The organism is Streptomyces sp. NPDC005017, from assembly GCF_042873115.1.
In the GTDB taxonomy this organism is placed as follows: domain Bacteria; phylum Actinomycetota; class Actinomycetes; order Streptomycetales; family Streptomycetaceae; genus Streptomyces.
In genome coordinates, this window is the sequence record NZ_JBIALD010000005.1 from 356,048 (window position 1) to 373,912 (window position 17,865).

The window sequence follows — 17,865 nt, forward strand, 5'->3', positions numbered from 1 at the left end:
CCGCGCGGCGGGCGCCACGCCGTTCAGACGGACCGTCGCCGGGCCACCAGCTTGCCCAGCTCCCACAGCAGCAGCAGCGCGATCGCCGTCAGCAGGGCCCAGCCGAACTGCCGCGCATTGATCTCGCTCGTCCCCAGCATGCGGCGGAAGCCGTCCAGCTGCGTCGCCATGACCGCCAGCACCAGCTGGGCCAGGGCCACCCAGTTCATCTGCCTGCTGTCGAACGTGGACGGCGTCAGCACGGACTCCGTCTGGCTGCGGCACTCGAACGCGGCCACCACCAGACAGAGCGCGAACGCCGTGAACGCGATCGACCGGCCGGTCTCCGTGCCGTCGTAGAGCGACTCACCGATCTTGATCAGCCCGAGCAGCCCGCAGGTGATCGCCAGCCCGCCGAGCCCGACCGTGACCAGCACCGGCCGGGTGAGCACCGACTCCCCGCGCGGCCGCGGCCTGCGGCGCATCAGCCCCGGGCTCTCCTTGTCGAAGCCGAGCGCGAAGCCGAACGAGGCGTTGACCACGAAGTGGATCCACAGCACCTGCGGCGGCGTGAAGGGCTCACCGCCCGCGATGTCCAGCACGGTCGCGCCGAGGAACGTCACCACGAAGGTGACCAGCAGAAGCAGCACGAACCGGATGTACTTGGTGAGGTTGTCGAAGATCGTCCGGCCCTGCTCCACCGCGTAGACGATGGTCGCGAAGTTGTCGTCGGACAGGATCATGCGGGCCGCGTTCTTCGCCACGTCCGTGCCGCTGCCCATCGCGATGCCGATGTCGGCGGCCTTGATGGCGGGCGCGTCGTTGACCCCGTCCCCGGTCATCGCCACGACCTCGCCCTTCTTCTTGAGCGTGTCGGCGAGCAGCACCTTGTGCTCGGGCGCGACCCGGCCCACCACCCCGACGCCGTCGATGCGCGCGAGGCGTTCCCGCTCGCTCATCGCCGCGAAGTCGGAGCCCAGCAGGGCCTCGCCGGGGATGCCGATCTGGCGGGCGATGGCCGCCCCGGTGGTGACGTCGTCGCCGGTGATCAGCCGGACCCTGATGTGGGCCGCCTGCGCGTCCGCCACCGCCGCCTTCGACTCCTTGCGCGGCGGGTCGACCATGCCGACGAGGCTCGTCATCCGCAGCTCGGTGACGTATCCGAGCAGGTCGCCGCCCGGGTCGAAGGCGGCCGGGTCCAGATCCCGGGTGGCCGCGGCCATCACCCGGCGCCCCTCGCCGCCCATCCGCTCGGTCTGCGCCTCGGCCCGCCGCCGCAGGTCCGCGTCCCACGGGACGCTCACCCCGGCCGCGAGCGCGGTCGCCGCCCGCGCCGTCACCGCCGGGGCCGCGCCCTTCACGAAGCATCTGACGACCGGCCGTCCGGAGGCGTCGGCCGCCGAGTGGAACGTGGCCATGAGCTTGTACTCCGGGTCGAACGGCAGCGTCGCGAGCCGGGGCAGGCCCTCGCGGGTGGCGTCCGCGTCGAGGCCCGCCTTGTGCGCGAGCACCAGCAGCGCGCCCTCGGTGGGGTCGCCCACGACCTCGCCGTCCACCAGCCTGGCGTCACTGGCGACGACGTAGGGCAGGATCGCGTCCTCGATGCCCGCGGAGGACCCGGCGGCGTGGTGGATCCGTCCCGTGAGCTCGTAGCCCGTGCCCGAGACCGTGTAGCGGTCGGTGGGGCTGATCACCTCGACCGCCGTCATCTGGTTCATGGTCAGGGTGCCGGTCTTGTCGGAGTTGATCGCCGAGGTGAAGGCGAGGGTCTCGACCGACGGGAGTTCCTTGACGATGGCGCTGCGCTTCGCCAGGTTGAGGCTGCCGACGGACAGGATCGCCTGGGTCACGGTCGGCAGGGCCTCCGGGATGGCGGCGATGGCGAGCGAGACCGCGCTCACGAACAGCGCGTCCCATGCCTCGTCCCGGCTGCGCCCCAGCGCGAACATCACGATCATGGTGAGGCCGGCCGCCCCGGTGATCCACAGCGTCAGCCGGTCGAGTTCCCGGGTGAGCGGCGGCACCTCCTTCTCGGTGGCCGCGAGCATGCCGGAGATCTTGCCGAGCTCGCTGTCCGCGCCGACACCTGTCACCACGAGCAGCGCGCTGCCATGGGTGACCGGGGTGTTCATGAACGCCATGCAGGTCTGGTCGCCCGGCGGCAGGTCCCGCCCGCCCGGCAGGGCACGGGTGTCCTTCGCCGCGGGGACGCTCTCCCCGGTGAGCGCCGACTCGTCGATCTGAAGGGCGCTGGCCTCCACGATCCGCCCGTCCGCGGGCACCTGGTCCCCGGCCGACAGGAGCACGATGTCGCCGACGACCAGCTCCTCCGCGGGGATCTCGGCCTCCGTGCCGTCCCTGCGCACCCGCGCGGTGGCCTTCAGCATCGACTGGAGGGCGTTCATCGCGCTCTCCGCCTTGCCCTCCTGCCGCAGCCCCACGACCGCGTTCAGCAGGGTCAGCACGACGAGCAGGATCGCGGTGGTCCACTCCTGGATCGCGAACGACACCACGGCCGCGGCCACCAGGACCAGCTGCATATAGCTGCGGTACTGGGCGAGGAACCGGCGCCAGGTGGGGATCCCGGCCTCCTCGGGCAGGGCGTTGGGGCCGTGCGCGGCCAGCAGGTCGGCCGCCCGCGCGGCGGTGAGACCGACCGCCGGGTCGACGCCGAGGGCCGTGACGACCGCCTCGGGGGACCGGGCGTACCACTCGGCCTCCGGCGCGGCCCGCCCCTGCTCGCCCACCGGCTCCTGATGCACCGTCATCGCTGCCTCCGATCGCCGCCCTGGCGGCGCCTTCTTCCCACCCGCCGGACAGGCCCCGGCGGCGTTTCCCGGCCACGGGCCCGTCCGGCGCGTTCCGCCCGCCGCGGGCCCCGAGGCGCACGCACCGGACGCCGGCCCGGGGCCCTTCGACGGATCTCCGCGGCGTCGCGACGCCCGGCACGCACGCTCGCCCGCCGCTCCTTCGGGGATCCGTCAGAAGGGCCCTAGCGGCGTTTCCTCCCGTCGGCCGTTGTGTGCCGGGCCGCGTAGGGGTCGGCCGGGCGGCCCTCAGGAGCCTCCCGCTCCAGGTTCCGCTTGGCGACGAGCAGCTCCTTGCGGGCCGCCTTCGCCACCTTCGGGTACTGCGGGTCGATGTCCATCAGCGTGTGCGCGAGAACCGCCGCGGTGCAGACCCGGGCGTACCACTTGTGGTCCGCCGGCACCACGTACCAGGGCGCCCACCTGGTGCTCGTCGCCGAGAGCATCTCGGAGAAGGCGTGCTGGTAGTCGTCCCAGTACCGGCGCTCCCGGACGTCGGCCGCGGAGAACTTCCAGTTCTTCTCCGGCAGGTCGAGCCGCTTCAGGAAACGCGTGCGCTGCTCCTCCTTCGACAGGTTCAGGAAGATCTTCACGACCCTGAACCCGTTGTCCGTGAGATAGCGCTCCCAGTGGTTGATCTCCCGGTACCGCTGCTTCCAGAACTTCGCCCCCTCCACGAGGCCGGGCAGCCGCTGCCGCACCAGCAGCTCGGGGTGCACCCGTACGACGAGGACCTCCTCGTAGTGCGAGCGGTTGAAGATAGCGATGTCACCGCGCGCGGGGAGGCGCCGGGCGTAGCGCCACAGGTAGTCGTGGCCCAGCTCCTCGGCGGACGGCACCTTGAAGCTGCTCACCCGCACGCCCTGCGGATTGACCCCGCTCATGACGTGCCGGATGGTCCCGTCCTTGCCCCCGGCGTCGAGCGCCTGAAGACACATCAGCACGCCGTAGGTGTCCTGGGCGGCCAGCCGCTGCTGGTACTCCGCCAGCAGCTCGACGCCGCTGCGCAGCAGTTCGACGCCCTCCCGCTTGCGCAGGCCGCCCTTGTCCCGCGGATCGAAGTCCCGCTCCAGCCGAACCGTGGATCCCGGGCGCACCCTCAACGGCTCGATGAACTCGGCGATCCGCTCAGCTCCCCTGTCCTCCATCACCGATCAGTTCCTCTCCGGCACGTCGTCGGTCCTCGGGGCCGCCCGGTGTCCCCCCGTGTTCGCGCAGCGCCCTGCGGACCCGCCGCTCGACCAGGATCGGCACGAACGCCCTGATCCTGGCGGGCCGGAACGCGTCGTACGCCTCCTTCACCGCGGCCTCGATCACGCCCTCGTCGACCGCGGGCCAGCCGGCTTTGAGCACGGTGACCAGCTCGCTTACGGCGAGGGCTTCGTCGGGCGGGGCGGCGGAGGGGGCCGGGGAGGGAGGCGGGGGAGCCGGGAGGGCGGCGGGGTGCGCCTGCTCACGCGGGTGGTCGGACGGGCCGGGCAGGTCCGACCGGTGGTCCGGCAGGGCCGCCGGCCGGCCCGTCGGTTCCTGCCGGTGGTCCGGCAGGTCCGGCGGGCGGTCCCGGGGGCCGAGCGGACGTGGATCCAGCAGGTGTGAGTCCGGCGGACGGGGACCCGCTGGACGTGGATCCACCGGACGGGGACCCGCTGGACGTGGATCCGGTGCGCGGAGGGGGACGTGCAGCTCCCGTGACCCCTCGCCGATCGTCTCGTCCGCGGTCATGGCCGTGCGGTCCCCGCGCCGGCGTGCCGAGGCACCCGGCCCGCCCGGTCTCGCGCTCCGCCGCGGACTGTCACGCATCTCATACGCCGACGGCCTCCAGCCCCGGGCAGCCCCGCCCGGCGCCGTCGCGGGCGAGCCGATGCCCACCCTCATTCTGGGATCGCCCGCGCAAGATCGCCCGCCGGAAGGCCGGGCGATGTTCACGAACCCCTGCCGTATACGAGCGCGGAACCCGGACCGTAGTCTTTCCGTCTTGCTCCGATGAACCGATGTTCACAGGAAAGAAAGCGGCTCCGCTCGAAAGGTGACGAGCAAAACCGCCTCAATAGGACCCATATCTAGCGAAGCAGCCAAAGTTGACTCACATACCACCGCAGAACCTTTCGCGAATACCCCCAACGCCCGCGCTCCCCCTGTGGCGCCGGCCGCGGACGCGACTCTGGGCGGCGGTGGCCGTCACGGCCCTCGGATTCCTCCTCGCGCTGGAATTCACCGCGCGGCACTACGGCGTGTCGGGACCTATCACCAATCAGGCGCGAGAGGTGATGTTCCGCCCCAAGTCGGGCGGTCTGCTGTATGCCTCGATGGCGTTGATGATGGTGGTGCTCACCTGGCGGCAGCGGTTCGTCGCGCTGGCGGCGGCGATCGGCATCGACCTCGTGTTCCTGGTGGTGCGCCGGGTGGTCGACGCCGACGCGACGGAGGGGCACCCCTTCGGCAACGGCGCGCTGTGGGTGATGCTGGGTGTCGCGGCCTTCGCCGTCACCCGCCGCACCGGCCGGGAGCGGGTCCTGCTGCTGAAGGGCGTGGGCCTGGGGCTGCTCCTGATGACCGGCCGCAAGACCGGTGACATCTGGCTGCTGATCACCTCCAAGACCCGCCCGGCGGTGCTCGACCAGTACGTGGCGGTCGCCGATCACGCCCTGGGCAACCCGTCGTGGCTGGTGGGCCGGCTCGTCGAGGCGAGCGGCCCGATCGGCTTCAACGTCCTCGACTTCGTCTACGGCCAGCTGCCGGTGGCCGCGGTGATCGCCGCGCTGTACCAGCTGCGCCACGTTGCCGCCGAACGCCGCTTCCCGCGTCACCACCTGGTGCGCACGTTCCTGGTGATCGGGCTCCTCGGCCCGGCCTTCTACATGATCTTCCCGGTGGTCGGCCCGCTCTTCGCCTACGGCACGGGCACCGCGCACTGGATGGACGTCAGTCTCTGGGCGCCGGAGATGCCGCCGACCGAGCCCTGGGCCGTGGCCACCGTCTGGCCCCACTCGTTCCCGTCGACCGCCCTGCCGGTCCCCATGCCGTTCGACGGGATCACCCCGCGCAACTGCATGCCCAGCCTGCACACCGCGTGGGCTGTCGCGATCTTCATCCACTCCCGCAGGGGTCCCCGCCTGCTGCGTTTCGCGGGCACCTTCTGGCTGATCGCCACGCTCGCCGCGACCCTCGGCTTCGGCTACCACTACGGCGCCGACCTGGTCGCCGGTGTGGTCTTCACCCTCACCATCGAGGCGGCCCTGCGCACGTCCGACCACGACTGGGACCGCGCGGGACTGCGGTTCGTCGCCTACGGCACGACGGTCTTCACGGCCCTCCTGCTGTCCTACCGCTTCATGCCGGTGCAGATGGCCGAGCGCCCGTGGCTGTTCGGCCCCCTGCTCATCCTGGCGATGGCCTCGGTGATCTACGCCTACGTCCGCACGACCGCCCTGTGGGAACCGAAGCCGGCCCCGGCCGCCGCCCCGGCCCCGGAGCCACAGCCCGAACTGATCTGACCGGCCCCCGGCACGACACCCCCTCGAAGACCCGGCCCGCTTCCCCGTCCTGCGCCTCTACGTCTTCGCCCGGGATTCCCCCGGCGGAGCCGCACTCGGCGGTGACGGCCGCGCGACCTGCCCTGAGCCCGGACGCGGGGCCTCAGCGCACCGGGAAGCCGAAGGCGTAGCCCTGCTCCTTCAGCCAGGGGAGGACCTCGCGCAGGGCGTCGACGGTCTGGGAACGGTCGCCGCCGGCGTCGTGGAAGAGAAGCGTCGGCCCGTTGGGCAGTTCACGCTTGACCGTGGCGACGATGGCGTCCGCGCCCGGCTGTTCGAAGTCCTTGGTGTCGACGTTCCAGCCCAGCGGGCGCATGCCCCGGGAAGCGGCGAGGGTGCGACTGTAGGGGGTGAACGCCCCGCCGGGCGCCCGGTAGTACATCGGCCGTACGCCCCCGGAGGCCTTGGTGATCATGCGCTCGGCCTCGAGGATCTGCTGCGACTGGTAGGCCTGGGACTGCTTGTCCATGGTGGTGTCGTGCGACACCGAGTGGTCGCACAGCCGGTGCCCGGCCGCGACGACCTTCTTCACGAGGTCGGGGTGGGCCTGGGCCTGCGTCCCCACCATGCAGAACGTGGCCTTCACCCCGTACTCCTCGAGCACGTCGAGCACTTGGGGGGTGTACACGGGGTCGGGGCCGTCGTCGATGGTGATGTTGACGCCGCGCTCGCCCTTGTCCGAGGAGTGCGCGATGGTCACGTCGACCGGCTTCACCTTGACCGGGGCGGCCGCGGGCGACTTCGGCGAGCCGTCCGTGTCACCGGCCTGCGCCGTCCACACGGAGGCGCCGACGGCGAGCAGGGTCACCCCGAGCGCCGCCCCGACCACCTTGCCGTACCAGCCCCGCCCGCTGACGTGCCGCCCCATGTCCGCCCCGCCTTCGCCCTGTTCCGCGCCGAATCCCGGTCGCGTCGCGACCACCGGGTGAGACGGGATACGGGGGCTGCGGGATGCGTCCGTTACCAATCGCGGACGATCCCGGGGGAGTTCGCGGACAACTCACCGAGGTGTGCGGCTCCGTGGGAGGAACCGCACCTCTCGCCGCGACCCGACGAACGTCCTGGGCGGGAACTTCCCGGGCGGGAAGGCCCTAGGCGGGATCCTGCGCGTCCTCGAGCAGCAGGGCCTCGTCGTCCCCGAAGTCGGGGGCCTGGAAGGGGTTGGTCACCGGACGCGGCGACGCCGCGGTCGCGCCGCGGGGCTGCCCCTCCAGGGCGGAGAACAGCGATGTCGAATCGATGGGAGGACTCTCTTTCTCTACAGGCCCCGGAACGGGCCTGGTGTGCCGTGACCGGGCACGACGGTGCTACAGCTTGGTCATCTTGGCGTAGGGGCTCAAGATCCGCATCTGCGCCGAGCCGAAATCCACGTGAGCCGCGATTCCGTCCTCGATGCCGACCACCCGGCCGAGGCCGTACATGTCATGGGTGACCTGATCCCCCACGGCGAAGTGCTTGGGGGCCGGTACGACCGGGGCCTTGAAGGGGCTGGTGGGCAGATGACGCTTCGGCGCGGCAGGCTTTGTCATGGCTCAGTATGAGCCCATCGGCGCCGTGTTTGCTGTGGCCATCGGCACAGATCACCACGGAAACACCCGCCGCACGCCGCTGACCTGGGGTTCGACGATCCGCCGCGGCAAAAAGACAACCTGGCGAACGTCGAGGACGCGCCAGGTACCGGGCACGAGGGCGGCCCGGCCCGACTTTTCGGTGGCGTCGCCCGGTGTGCGGCGCGGGCCCTGGTGGGGGTACTGCGCCGCCTGTGCCGCGACGAACCCGGGCCGTCCTCGCCGCACTTCGCCGAGCCGCCCCGCAGGCCGCGGACGCCCGGTCGCGGACGCACCGGTCATCGCCCGGACAGCAAAAGACCCCAGGCGGTCGGCCTGGGGCTTCGGGAAGAGCGGGTGACGAGGGTCGAACTCGCGCTCTCGGCTTGGGAAGCGACGGCGCTTGCGCGGCCGTATGGCCGCTGACCTTGGTGGATGCGCTGCGCAGCGGCAGGGGTGAGGATCTTTTGGCACCGCTGTCGACCGTGGTTGTCCGCTCTGAAGGGCACGCTGTGGGCACGACGGGCGAGAGGTGGACGACCGTGGAGGCGCGCCCCCGCCGTCCCCCGCCGCGGGACGTGGGCTCACGGTGCACGACCTGGTTCCCGTGCGGGCGCTCATGGTCGATCGGGCGTAGCGGGTGTGCGAGCCGACCGGCACGCTTTCACGTGATCAGCCGGCACCGGGGACGGAATCGCCGGGAGCCTCATGTCCGGCCCGGCGGTACTCGGCGTTGATGCGCTGGGCTTCCTCGAGCTGGTCCTCGAGGATGACGATGCGGCAAGCGGCCTCGATCGGGGTGCCCCTGTCGACGAGCTCGCGGGCGCGTGCCGCGATCCGGAGTTGGTAGCGGGAGTACCGGCGGTGTCCGCCGTCCGAGCGCAGCGGCGTGATCAGACGAGCCTCACCGATGGCCCGGAGGAAGGCCGGGGTGGTGCCGAGCATCTCGGCGGCCCGCCCCATCGTGTATGCGGGGTAGTCGTCGTCGTCCAGACGATCACTGAGGGGGGTATCTGCTGTCATGTCACCTCGTTGTGCAACGCGTCGAGGGGCCCTGGTGCCGTACGGCACCAGGGCCCCGAAGGAAATTCAACACCATCTGTCGGCCCTCATGCTGTGCCGACCTTCTGTTTCCGCTACCGGCCCTGCAGAAGGGGGGTGCGGGGATCGCGGCTGCGTGACCGGGGACCACCTTCCAATCCGGGGTCTTGCGGTACCCGGGGCGAGTGCTTCCCGGCCCGGGCGATCCTGATGGCGTCTGCTCCTCCGTCCTTGTCTCCGAACTTGATGAACCGGTACTTGCGGTACTGCTCGGTGGTGCTGTTGGCGGCCCCTCGACCTGCGAGCCGCCCAGTGCGGTCCTCAGTCCCGTCACCGTCCTGCGAACACCTTGGCTTCGGGACTCCAGAACCGCACTGACCTGCGAACCTCATGTACTGCAACCCGCCAGTTCGTGTCTGCCGGGCTTCGCTCGACCGATGTCTACGGGAAAAAGGCTAACCGCGCCAGAGCTCAATGTCTACTCTGGCAAGGACAGATTTAAGCCCTGTGGGGGAACAGGTAGCTTGCGACCTGCAGCAACGGATGGCGCAGGTTTCGTGAGTCGCCTCACGCCCCTGAAATCCGGGTCGGGCCGTCGGGCGTCACTGCGTGTCGCGGCGAGGCGGTCCCGCCGCGGAGAACGGACGGCGAGACAGCCGTGAGGGCCCTGCCGACGCGGACTGGAGGGGAGAGGCGACACGCACTGGCGCGGCGACGGGGTGGGCGTGCCAGGGGAAGCCGAGGCGGGTCATGGCCCGGACGACCTCGCCGCCGGTGAGGTCACGGCGGTCCTGTCGCCCTCGGAGCGCCGGGGGACCCCCGAGCGCTTGGCGGCGGAACCCCGGGCACGGTCGTTGGTACGGGTCGTGCGGGGGCGCGTGCGCGGTTCGAGCGGAGCCTTTCCTCGATGTGGGCCACGTAGGCACGTGGCAAGGAATTTCCGCAGCAAAACGAACGGCGCAGAGAAATCGTGAGAACGAGCCGGAGACGATGGGCGCCGAGTCGTATCGACGGGGGAACGCGTCACCCTTTGGTGATGGGGTGGGTCTTCCCGTCACGCGCCCTGAAATGCGACGAGCCGGGGCCCGCACCCCAAGGTGCGGGCCCCAGCTGCGAAGTATGCGTTGCTGCCGGCGTCAGGCGGGAACGATGTTCTCGGCCGTCGGGCCCTTCTGGCCCTGCGCGACGTCGAACGACACCTTCTGGCCTTCCTGCAGCTCGCGGAAGCCCTGTGCGGCGATGTTCGAGTAGTGGGCGAAGACGTCGGCGCCGCCGCCGTCCTGCTCGATGAAGCCGAAGCCCTTTTCCGAGTTGAACCACTTCACAGTGCCGGTAGCCATTTCATTTCTCCTTCGGAGACGATGTCCGGAATCCACCCTGTGCGGATTCCGCGTCGCCGTGCTGATTACCCCGTCGGAAAATGAACCTTCTGGCAACCACACTGCAACTGAGATCGACGTTAGCATGACGCGGTCGGCTCTGCGTGGTCGACAATTCCGCTCGGGTTGGCGGTCCAGGAATACTCGCCGCGTGCCGCACCTATTTCTCGCTTCACGGATACAGATATTGAGGCCACAGGGCCGTGACCTCCGTCGACGAGCTGTGCGCCGCTGCCATCGTCGTCAAAGGATGGGACGACGGCGAACGCGCCGGTACCTCACATCGCGATGAAGGCCACATCGGCCCAGAGGAGACGACGCCGATGGCAGCGCGCGCGGTCCGCGCTCGGTCGGCCTGCCCGCCGATGACGCCGTGTCACGTCGTCCTTCGTGTGCGGCACCGGAGAGACGAGAGAGCGCCTGCACCAGGACTCCTGCGCTCTGTGGGGCCAGGGGGCATGCAACCTCTCCTGACCGGCGCTTTCGGCGGTCCAGGTGATGTGCGGGGCTCGACTCGTACGCACAGGGGCCCGCCCTGCCCGTCGGTCGGACCGAGTCGTCCGGCCAGCAGCCCGGCGCGTGCGGCGGCGGCGAGTACGTCGGCGGGTATGACGTCGAGCAGGAGCTCGGCACGGCGGAACATCGTGAAGGTGCCCGACTCGTCGACCGTGCCCCGCGACAGATAGATGAACCGCCGGCCCGGACGGTCCTGACACGTAGAGGCCTTTGACCTCGGCTCCTGCCGGGACGGTGGTGGTACCGCCGAACTGACCGCTGCACCTGCTGCGCGCAGAGGGGCGCGCCAGCCCCAAATCAGTGCGAACAAAAGAACCCCAGGCCGTCGACCTGGGGTTCCGTCATGGAGCGGGTGACGAGAATCGAACTCGCGCTCTCAGCTTGGGAAGCTGATGTTCTACCATTAAACTACACCCGCGTAAGACGCCGAGATGATCGGTGTCGTGAACGCTCGCCCACTCTACCCCATGCCAGGTCCCCGGTGTCTCGGCCGCGGGACCTGAGTCGGTTTCAGGGGAGCGATGTGGCTGCGGGGAGCCGGAGTTGGGGCGTACGGTGGGGGCTTCGTGGCGGGGCCCGGCGGGTCGGAGTGCCGCCTGGAGGGGCGTCCCTTTCATCCCGTAATGTGGCCCTCCGTCGTCACCGGATTCCAGCCGGAGTGACGCGGCTCTTGGGGAAGGGACTCTAGGACTTGATGGAAAACACCCTCGTCCGCTGTGCCGACGGGCACGTCTTCAGCACCGCTTCGTTCCCGATGCAGCAGGCCGAGCGGCTCGGCCCCGGCCGGCTGGTGCGGTGTCCGCGCTGCGCCCGCCTGCGCAGCGTCGTACCGGTCACGCTCCAGAAGCGGTGACCGCCGGGCGCGGTGACCGCCCGGTTCCCGAGGCCGCTCCGGTGGTCCGTCCCGAGCGGTGACCGGCGCTTACCTGCGGTGACCGGCGGACGCCGGCCGTCCGCATCCCCCGCGCGCGGAGTCGTCACGATTGTGGCGGGTCCGCGCGCCTTGCGTATCCTCGGGGCGTGCTTCTCTCAGACAAGGACATCCGGGCCGAGATCGACGCCGGGCGGGTACGGATCGATCCCTACGACGAATCCATGGTGCAGCCGTCGAGCATCGACGTACGGCTGGACCGTTACTTCCGGGTGTTCGAGAACCACCGGTACCCCCACATCGACCCCGCCATCGAGCAGGCCGACCTCACGCGGATGGTGGAGCCCGAGGGCGACGAACCGTTCATCCTGCACCCGGGCGAGTTCGTCCTCGCGTCGACGTACGAGGTCATCACCCTGCCCGACGACCTCGCCTCCCGGCTGGAGGGCAAGTCCTCCCTCGGGCGGCTCGGGCTCGTCACCCACTCCACCGCCGGGTTCATCGACCCCGGGTTCAGCGGTCATGTCACCCTGGAGCTGTCGAACCTGGCCACGCTCCCCATCAAGCTGTGGCCCGGGATGAAGATCGGCCAGCTGTGCATGTTCCGGCTCAGCTCCCCGGCCGAGTTCCCGTACGGCAGCGAGCGGTACGGGTCCCGTTACCAGGGGCAGCGCGGGCCGACCGCCTCCCGCTCCTTCCTCAACTTCCACAGGACCCAGGTATGAGCGACGTCCGCGAGAACCTGACCTACGAACGCTTCGGCACGGCCGTCCGCGAACTCGCGCAGACCATCGCCGACGACGGCTACGAGCCCGACATCGTGCTCTCCATCGCCCGCGGCGGCGTCTTCGTCGCCGGCGGCCTCGCCTACGCGCTGGACTGCAAGAACATCCACCTCGTGAACGTGGAGTTCTACACCGGCGTCGGCACCACCCTCGAGATGCCCGTCATGCTCGCCCCCGTGCCCAACGCGATCGACTTCTCCGACAAGAAGATCCTGATCACCGACGACGTCGCCGACACCGGCAAGACGCTCAAGCTGGTGCACGACTTCTGCCTCGACCACGTCGCCGAGGTCCGCTCCGCCGTCATCTACGAGAAGTCGCACTCCCTGGTGAAGTGCGAGTACGTGTGGAAGCGCACCAATGAGTGGATCAACTTTCCGTGGTCCGTGCTGCCTCCCGTCGTGAAGCGCGCCGGTCAGGTGCTCGACGCCTGAGCGGCCGCGACGGCGTCCGGTCCCGTTCGGGGACGTGAGAGGGACGCGAGAGGTACCTGAGGCACGAGAAGGCCCCCCGGCGGAGCGCCGGGGGGCCTTCTCGTGCCGTCGGTGACGGTCTCAGAACGTGCCCAGCTTCACGATCGACAGCAGGGCGACCAGCTGGATCGCGGAGGCGCCCAGCGCCTTCGGCCAGGGCAGGTCGTGGGAGCGGCTCACCATCATCGTCAGCAGGGCGCCCGCGGCGATCCAGGTGGCCCAGCCGACCACCTGGACGAACGTCGCGTCGCCGCCCGCGAACATGGCGAGCACCAGCCGCGGTGTGTCCGTGATGGACATGATCAGCATGGAGAGGCCGACCGTCGGCTGCCACGCCCCGTCGCCGCCGAGCTGACGGGCCAGGGTGTGGGTCACCACGCCCAGGACGAAGGCCGCGATCACCATGGCCACGCCCGTCGTCAGGACGATCGGCACCGCGTTGGAGATCGTGGCGTTGATCGCGTCCGAGCGGGTGTCGTCGAAGCCGAAGACGGCGAGCAGCCCGTAGAGGAAGGTGACGACCACGGCCGGGCCCCAGACCGCGTAGTCGCGCATCTGGAGGAAGGTCTGGCCGGGTGCGAACACGATGCCGCGCAGCAGGGCCTTCCAGTGCAGCCGGGGCCCGATCGGACCGGCCGGGGTCGTGCCGCCGGCGTGGTACGTCTCGCCCTGGTTGTAGTGCTCGTCGATCGAGAAGGCCTGGGTGTGACCCGGGTTGTTCGCCGCGTACGGGTCGTGGGCGCCCGGACCGTACGGGTCCTGGCCGCCGAAGTACTCCGGCTCGCCGTGGTTCCCCCAGTCACCGCCGCCGCCCTGCCCGCCCGGCGGCTGCTGCCGCCTGGCCTGCGGGTACGGCTGTGGCGCCGCGGGGTAGCCGTACGACGGGCCGCCTTGCGGGGCGCCGCCGTACGACGGGCCGCGGGGCACCTGCCGTCCGTGCGGGGGGTGTTGCGGTCGCGCTTGCGGGGCGCGGTCGTCCCGGCCGCCGCGTCCGATCCTGAATCCAGCCACGCCTTCGAACGTACCTGGTCCCGCGGAACGACGCGGCGGACCCGGCCTTTCGGGCCGGGCTTTGCGGCCGAGCTGTGACATCCCCTACGGCCTTCCCGTACGGGTCGGGGCCCCGTGCCCCGTGTATCCCTCACACATCCCCTACGGGGCCGCCCGGCGAGCTCCCGGGCGGTTTCCCTCCCGGCTCCCGCGGCGCCCGTCCTACGACCGCTCAGTCGGCGAAGTTCGCGCCGAACAGCGGCTGGCCGGCCGTGGAGACGCCGGCGGCGGTGGGCGTGACCACGCGCGAGCCGGTCGCGGTGATCCTCGTCCCGCCGGAGGGCAGGAAGGTGACCGTGCCGTCGCCCGCGTTCTCGGCGGAGCCGACGATCAGGTCGGCGCGGCCGTCGCCGGTGACGTCGTCCAGCTTCACGTCGTAGCCGAACATGTCCTTGTCCTCGCTGGTGTCCGGCACCCCCGCGGTGTCCTGGGAGAAGGCCTGGCCGCCGGAGGTCACGTTCAGGCCCGTCCGGGAGCCGTACAGGACGGTGACGACGCCGGTGTCCGCGTCGTCGCCGATGCTCTCGCCCGCCGCGCCGACGGCCAGGTCGGCGAACCCGTCGCCGTTGATGTCGCCGAGGTCGAGCTCGAAGCCGAACCAGTCGTTGTTCTCGGCGGTGCCGGGGACGTTGCCGGTGTCCTGGGTGATGCCGACGACGGAGCCCGGGCCGGTGGCCGAGCCGTAGGTGATCCAGACCTTGCCGCCCTTGCCCGCGTACGGGGTCGCGGTGCCGTCCGGCTGGGTGGTGTCGGCGTCCCAGCCGCTGACGATGTCGCCGAAGCCGTCGTCGTTGATGTCGTCGACGCCGGTGATCACGCCGGGCTTGAGGGACTTGGCGGCGGAGACGTTCAGGCCGCTCGCGGTGCCGGGGACGTAGAAGTTGCGGTTCCAGCCGGCCCGGGACGTGGTCTCGTAGCCGTCGACGATCAGGTCGGTGCGCCGGTCGCCGTTGACGTCGCCCGCGGTGAGGTTGATCGGGCCGCGGGCGGTGCCGCCGGACTTCACCGGGGCCTTGAAGGCGGTGCGGGCGCGGCCCGCGGCGCCCGAGGCGGTGATGCCGCCCTTGTACACGTAGACCGTGCTGGTGGTGTTGCCGACGGCCAGGTCCGCCTTGCCGTCGCCGTCGAAGTCGCCCGCGGCCAGGTTCTTGCCCCAGTTGTCGTGCGCGCCGGGGGCCGGGTCAGGGATCAGCACGCCCCGGCCGGTGATGCCGGAGCGCGAGCCCCACAGCACGGTCAGGGTGCCGCTGTCGGCGTCGCCGCGGACGTCGTCCCAGGGGGCGGAGACGGCGATGTCGTCGTAGCCGTCGCCGTTGAAGTCGGCGTAGGCGTGCTCGGAGCCGAAGCCGTCGCCGGTCTCGGCGGCGTCGGGGGTGCCGGTGGAGTTCTGGCTGATCAGCGACCGCTTGGCGGAGGATATGCCGCTGCCGGAGCCGTACAGCACGGCCAGCTGTCCGGCGCGGGCCTTGCCGGACACGGTGGCGCCCCAGACGGAGAAGGCGACGTCACCGATCTTGTCGCCGTTGAAGTCGGCCTGCGGGACGTGGGCGGAGTCGGCGGCCGTGGCCGGGGCCGACGTGAACGCGAGGAGACCGCCCGTCAGCGCGGCCGCCGTGGCCGTCGCGAGGGTCAGTCGCAGATGCTGCTGCATGCGGAGCTCTCCTGCTGCATGCGCGGAACCCGGTCGGGGTGTCCGCGGAACGGGGTGGACCGGCCGGCGCGCACCGTCGTCGGCGCGCGGCACGGGTCGACGATCATGTGACCTGTGTGAAGCCCCGTGGGTTGTAAGGGATTTCGGCCAGGTTGTGGGGTCGCTGTGGCCGGCGGGACGTGCCCGTGCCGGCATACGGAGGTCCAGGGCGCCCGAGCCCTCGGCCCGGGAGCGGGGGGACCTCAGTTCGGCAGGAACTCGCGTGTCGAGAACGTCGCGGCCGGGGTGTCGGCGATCACCGTGTCCTTCGCGCCCGGGTACACCGCCACCGTGTCCTTCGTCTCCCCGAGGTACGTCCGCACCACCAGGTCCGCCAGGCCGTCCCCGTCGAAGTCCGCCGCGGCCAGCACCCGCGAGGTGCCGCGGGCGGTGGGCTCGACGCGCGTCAGGTCCTCGGCGGACGGTCCCGCCGCACGGCCGTGCAGGACGCGGATGCCCGAGCCGCTGGAGACGAGTTCGCCGAGGCCGTCCCCGTCGAAGTCGGCGGTGTCCAGCAGGGAGCCGCCGACGGCCAGCGTGGCGCGGGTGGGGGCCGGGAGGTCGTAGCGCAGGGCGGTCTCCGCGATGCCGCCGACGGCCGCGTCCAGGTTCGCGCCGCGGCCGAAGCGGCCGAGGGCCACGTCGAGGCCCTCGGGCAGGAGCGTGCCGGGGCCCGCCGGGCCGGTGGGGCCGCCGAGGACGAGCGCGGCGGCGGAGCGGCCCTCGGCGACCCGGACGACCAGGTCGTCGTCGCCGTCGCGGTCCACGTCGGCGACCGGGCCGGTCGGCAGGTTGCCCGGGACGTGGACGGGCGCGCCGGCCGCGCGTGGGGCGCCCTTGCGGCTGAACGGGCCGCGCAGGAAGCTCAGTTGCCAGTCCGAGGCGTGCACGACCAGATCGGCCCTGTCGTCGCCGTCGAAGTCGCCGCACACCGGTTGGTCGGGCCAGTCGTTGCCGGCCCGCGCGGCGGCGGGGATCACGAGCTTGACCGCCTTGCCGGTCAGTCCGCGCGGCGAGCCGAAGAGGATCTGGAGCGGGACGGGCGGCTGCCCCTGCCCGTCGAAGGGCGGGTCGGTGGAGACGACGAGGTCGGTGAACCCGTCCGCGTCCAGGTCGCAGCTCGCCTCCGCGTCGAACACGGCGGGCAGCTCACCGTCGGTGGGGACCGCGTTGCGGGCCGGGCTCAGCAACTGCCGGGCACCGGGCGTGAGTCCCTGCGGGCCGCCGTAGACGATGCCGATCCCGGCGTCGTCGCTGTGCGCCTGCGCCTTGACCAGGTCGTTGAGGACGAGGTCGCGGCGGCCGTCGCCGTTGAAGTCGTCCGGGACCTCGCTGCCCTTGCCGCCGGGGACCGGGAGCGAGGCGGGTGCCTGGGCGGCCTTGACCGCCGGGGTCTTCTCCGGGGCCTTCGCGTCGTCGCCGGGCAGGGGCCCGCAGGCGGCGAGGAGAACAAGACAGCCGACGGCCGTCAGACCCGTTCCGAGGGTGCGCATGCTCACCGTCCGTCCCGCCAGCCCCGTCGACAACGACTCAGTAGTGAAGCACGCGTTCGAACGGGGCGACACCCCCGGGTTACCTCCCGGTCACCACTGGGCCCTTATGGGCCGATTGCGGCCCGGGGATGTCGCCGCGGAGAGCCTTCACAGGGCCCTGGTCGTCGATCACCGCACCGGCGCGGTGCCGCCCGGAGACCGTGGCGTCCGGGGCGCCGACCAGCACGTCGTCGTAGCCGTCGCCGTTGAAGTCGGTGTCGCGGTCGTCGGCGCGGGTGCCGCCGGGGGCGCCGGCGGCGAGCAGGAACGCGGCGGCCGCGACCGCGGCCGAGCGCGTACGAAGGGTGCGCATGAGCGGCTCCTCGTCTGAGGGACGACCCCGGAGGCAGGACGCGGCCGGGTGCTCGGGAAGCGCGGGGGTGTACGGGGGTCCGGAAAGGTCCCGTTCCTTGACCGGCCTCGTGTTCGACGCGAGGTGGGGGGAAGGGTTGTACGCCCCTCGAGGCCCCACGGCGGCCACGGCGTACGGCGGTTCGGCACGGGTCCCGTGAAACGCCGACGCCCCCTGCCGGTGCGGCAGGGGGCGTCGGAAGGCGCCTTCGACGAGGGTCACTTCACGGGTTCGGGTTCCGGGGTGTGTTCCTGTTCGGGGGTGCCGGTGGGGTCGGCGGGGGTCTTGACGGATTCGAGGAGGAGCTGGG

Annotated in this window: 15 protein-coding genes, 1 tRNA gene and 2 pseudogenes; 4 read left to right on the forward strand and 14 right to left on the reverse strand. The window is 71.3% G+C overall.

The window, feature by feature from the left end; genetic code table 11:
• Positions 1 to 23: 23 nt before the first annotated feature.
• The 3 genes from ACFYR0_RS10845 to ACFYR0_RS10855 form a co-directional block, all read right to left on the reverse strand.
• Positions 24 to 2,747: a cation-translocating P-type ATPase gene (locus ACFYR0_RS10845; protein WP_389324581.1), complete on the reverse strand. Its 2,724-nt coding sequence runs from the start codon at positions 2,745 to 2,747 to the stop codon at positions 24 to 26.
• Between the two features lie 224 nt (positions 2,748 to 2,971).
• A complete protein-coding gene (locus ACFYR0_RS10850; RefSeq protein ID WP_389324584.1) occupies positions 2,972 to 3,934 on the reverse strand; it encodes a polyphosphate kinase 2 family protein in 963 nt (320 codons plus the stop codon).
• Complete coding sequence (locus tag ACFYR0_RS10855; RefSeq protein WP_389324587.1) at positions 3,915 to 4,418, reverse strand: three-helix bundle dimerization domain-containing protein; 504 nt, start codon at positions 4,416 to 4,418, stop codon at positions 3,915 to 3,917. Before ACFYR0_RS10855 ends, ACFYR0_RS10850 begins: the two co-directional genes overlap by 20 nt.
• Before the next feature lie 503 nt (positions 4,419 to 4,921).
• On the opposite strand from ACFYR0_RS10855, the gene ACFYR0_RS10860 reads away from it, so the two are divergent.
• Complete coding sequence (locus ACFYR0_RS10860; protein WP_389324637.1) at positions 4,922 to 6,280, forward strand: phosphatase PAP2 family protein; 1,359 nt, start codon at positions 4,922 to 4,924, stop codon at positions 6,278 to 6,280.
• Positions 6,281 to 6,422: 142 nt separating this feature from the next.
• Here the strand turns inward: ACFYR0_RS10860 and ACFYR0_RS10865 are convergent, their stop codons facing one another.
• The 7 genes and pseudogenes from ACFYR0_RS10865 to ACFYR0_RS10895 form a co-directional block, all read right to left on the reverse strand.
• Positions 6,423 to 7,187 (reverse strand): polysaccharide deacetylase family protein, encoded by a 765-nt coding sequence (locus ACFYR0_RS10865; RefSeq protein ID WP_389324590.1) that lies wholly within the window; start codon positions 7,185 to 7,187, stop codon positions 6,423 to 6,425.
• A gap of 439 nt (positions 7,188 to 7,626) precedes the next feature.
• Positions 7,627 to 7,848: a hypothetical protein gene (locus tag ACFYR0_RS10870; RefSeq protein ID WP_386387439.1), complete on the reverse strand. Its 222-nt coding sequence runs from the start codon at positions 7,846 to 7,848 to the stop codon at positions 7,627 to 7,629.
• A gap of 690 nt (positions 7,849 to 8,538) precedes the next feature.
• On the reverse strand, positions 8,539 to 8,889 hold the full coding sequence (locus ACFYR0_RS10875; RefSeq protein ID WP_389324594.1) for a MerR family transcriptional regulator: 351 nt from the start codon (positions 8,887 to 8,889) through the stop codon (positions 8,539 to 8,541).
• Positions 8,890 to 9,509: 620 nt separating this feature from the next.
• Positions 9,510 to 9,704 (reverse strand): annotated as a pseudogene (locus ACFYR0_RS10880) (hypothetical protein); the annotation flags it as partial.
• 339 nt (positions 9,705 to 10,043) lie between these two features.
• A complete protein-coding gene (locus ACFYR0_RS10885) occupies positions 10,044 to 10,247 on the reverse strand; it encodes a cold-shock protein (RefSeq protein ID WP_389324598.1) in 204 nt (67 codons plus the stop codon).
• A gap of 515 nt (positions 10,248 to 10,762) precedes the next feature.
• Positions 10,763 to 11,032, reverse strand: a pseudogene (locus ACFYR0_RS10890) (DUF5990 family protein); the annotation flags it as partial.
• Positions 11,033 to 11,146: 114 nt separating this feature from the next.
• Positions 11,147 to 11,220, reverse strand: a tRNA-Gly gene (locus ACFYR0_RS10895).
• Between the two features lie 276 nt (positions 11,221 to 11,496).
• Here ACFYR0_RS10895 and ACFYR0_RS10900 point away from each other — a divergent pair.
• From ACFYR0_RS10900 to ACFYR0_RS10910, 3 genes are all read left to right on the forward strand, one after another.
• Positions 11,497 to 11,655 carry a hypothetical protein gene (locus tag ACFYR0_RS10900; protein WP_386387447.1) on the forward strand — a complete coding sequence of 53 codons (159 nt, stop codon included), beginning with the start codon at positions 11,497 to 11,499 and terminating at the stop codon, positions 11,653 to 11,655.
• Positions 11,656 to 11,822: 167 nt separating this feature from the next.
• Positions 11,823 to 12,398: a dCTP deaminase gene (dcd, locus tag ACFYR0_RS10905; protein WP_386387449.1), complete on the forward strand. Its 576-nt coding sequence runs from the start codon at positions 11,823 to 11,825 to the stop codon at positions 12,396 to 12,398.
• Entirely contained in the window at positions 12,395 to 12,892 is a 498-nt protein-coding gene (locus ACFYR0_RS10910) for a phosphoribosyltransferase (protein ID WP_389324601.1), read from the forward strand. The genes dcd and ACFYR0_RS10910 overlap by 4 nt, the downstream gene beginning before the upstream one ends.
• Before the next feature lie 120 nt (positions 12,893 to 13,012).
• Here the strand turns inward: ACFYR0_RS10910 and ACFYR0_RS10915 are convergent, their stop codons facing one another.
• The 4 genes from ACFYR0_RS10915 to ACFYR0_RS10930 all read right to left on the reverse strand — a co-directional run bounded on the left by ACFYR0_RS10915 (position 13,013) and on the right by ACFYR0_RS10930 (position 17,516).
• On the reverse strand, positions 13,013 to 14,023 hold the full coding sequence (locus ACFYR0_RS10915) for a Yip1 family protein (protein ID WP_389324603.1): 1,011 nt from the start codon (positions 14,021 to 14,023) through the stop codon (positions 13,013 to 13,015).
• Positions 14,024 to 14,153: 130 nt separating this feature from the next.
• On the reverse strand, positions 14,154 to 15,632 hold the full coding sequence (locus ACFYR0_RS10920) for a VCBS repeat-containing protein (RefSeq protein WP_389324605.1): 1,479 nt from the start codon (positions 15,630 to 15,632) through the stop codon (positions 14,154 to 14,156).
• Positions 15,633 to 15,874: 242 nt separating this feature from the next.
• On the reverse strand, positions 15,875 to 17,164 hold the full coding sequence (locus ACFYR0_RS10925) for an FG-GAP repeat domain-containing protein (RefSeq protein WP_389324607.1): 1,290 nt from the start codon (positions 17,162 to 17,164) through the stop codon (positions 15,875 to 15,877).
• Positions 17,165 to 17,243: 79 nt separating this feature from the next.
• Positions 17,244 to 17,516, reverse strand: coding sequence for an FG-GAP repeat protein (locus tag ACFYR0_RS10930; RefSeq protein WP_389324610.1), 273 nt, complete (start codon positions 17,514 to 17,516; stop codon positions 17,244 to 17,246).
• Positions 17,517 to 17,865: the final 349 nt, after the last annotated feature.

Coding starts and splice junctions, on each gene's coding strand:
- ACFYR0_RS10845 (WP_389324581.1), bottom strand. CDS start 2,747: ATGACGGTGCATCAGGAGCCGGTGGGCGAGCAGGGGCGGGCCGCGCCG.
- ACFYR0_RS10850 (WP_389324584.1), bottom strand. CDS start 3,934: ATGGAGGACAGGGGAGCTGAGCGGATCGCCGAGTTCATCGAGCCGTTG.
- ACFYR0_RS10865 (WP_389324590.1), bottom strand. CDS start 7,187: ATGGGGCGGCACGTCAGCGGGCGGGGCTGGTACGGCAAGGTGGTCGGG.
- ACFYR0_RS10870 (WP_386387439.1), bottom strand. CDS start 7,848: ATGACAAAGCCTGCCGCGCCGAAGCGTCATCTGCCCACCAGCCCCTTC.
- ACFYR0_RS10875 (WP_389324594.1), bottom strand. CDS start 8,889: ATGACAGCAGATACCCCCCTCAGTGATCGTCTGGACGACGACGACTAC.
- ACFYR0_RS10885 (WP_389324598.1), bottom strand. CDS start 10,247: ATGGCTACCGGCACTGTGAAGTGGTTCAACTCGGAAAAGGGCTTCGGC.
- ACFYR0_RS10900 (WP_386387447.1), top strand. CDS start 11,497: ATGGAAAACACCCTCGTCCGCTGTGCCGACGGGCACGTCTTCAGCACC.
- ACFYR0_RS10910 (WP_389324601.1), top strand. CDS start 12,395: ATGAGCGACGTCCGCGAGAACCTGACCTACGAACGCTTCGGCACGGCC.
- ACFYR0_RS10915 (WP_389324603.1), bottom strand. CDS start 14,023: ATGTCACAGCTCGGCCGCAAAGCCCGGCCCGAAAGGCCGGGTCCGCCG.
- ACFYR0_RS10920 (WP_389324605.1), bottom strand. CDS start 15,632: ATGCAGCAGCATCTGCGACTGACCCTCGCGACGGCCACGGCGGCCGCG.
- ACFYR0_RS10925 (WP_389324607.1), bottom strand. CDS start 17,164: ATGCGCACCCTCGGAACGGGTCTGACGGCCGTCGGCTGTCTTGTTCTC.
- ACFYR0_RS10930 (WP_389324610.1), bottom strand. CDS start 17,516: ATGCGCACCCTTCGTACGCGCTCGGCCGCGGTCGCGGCCGCCGCGTTC.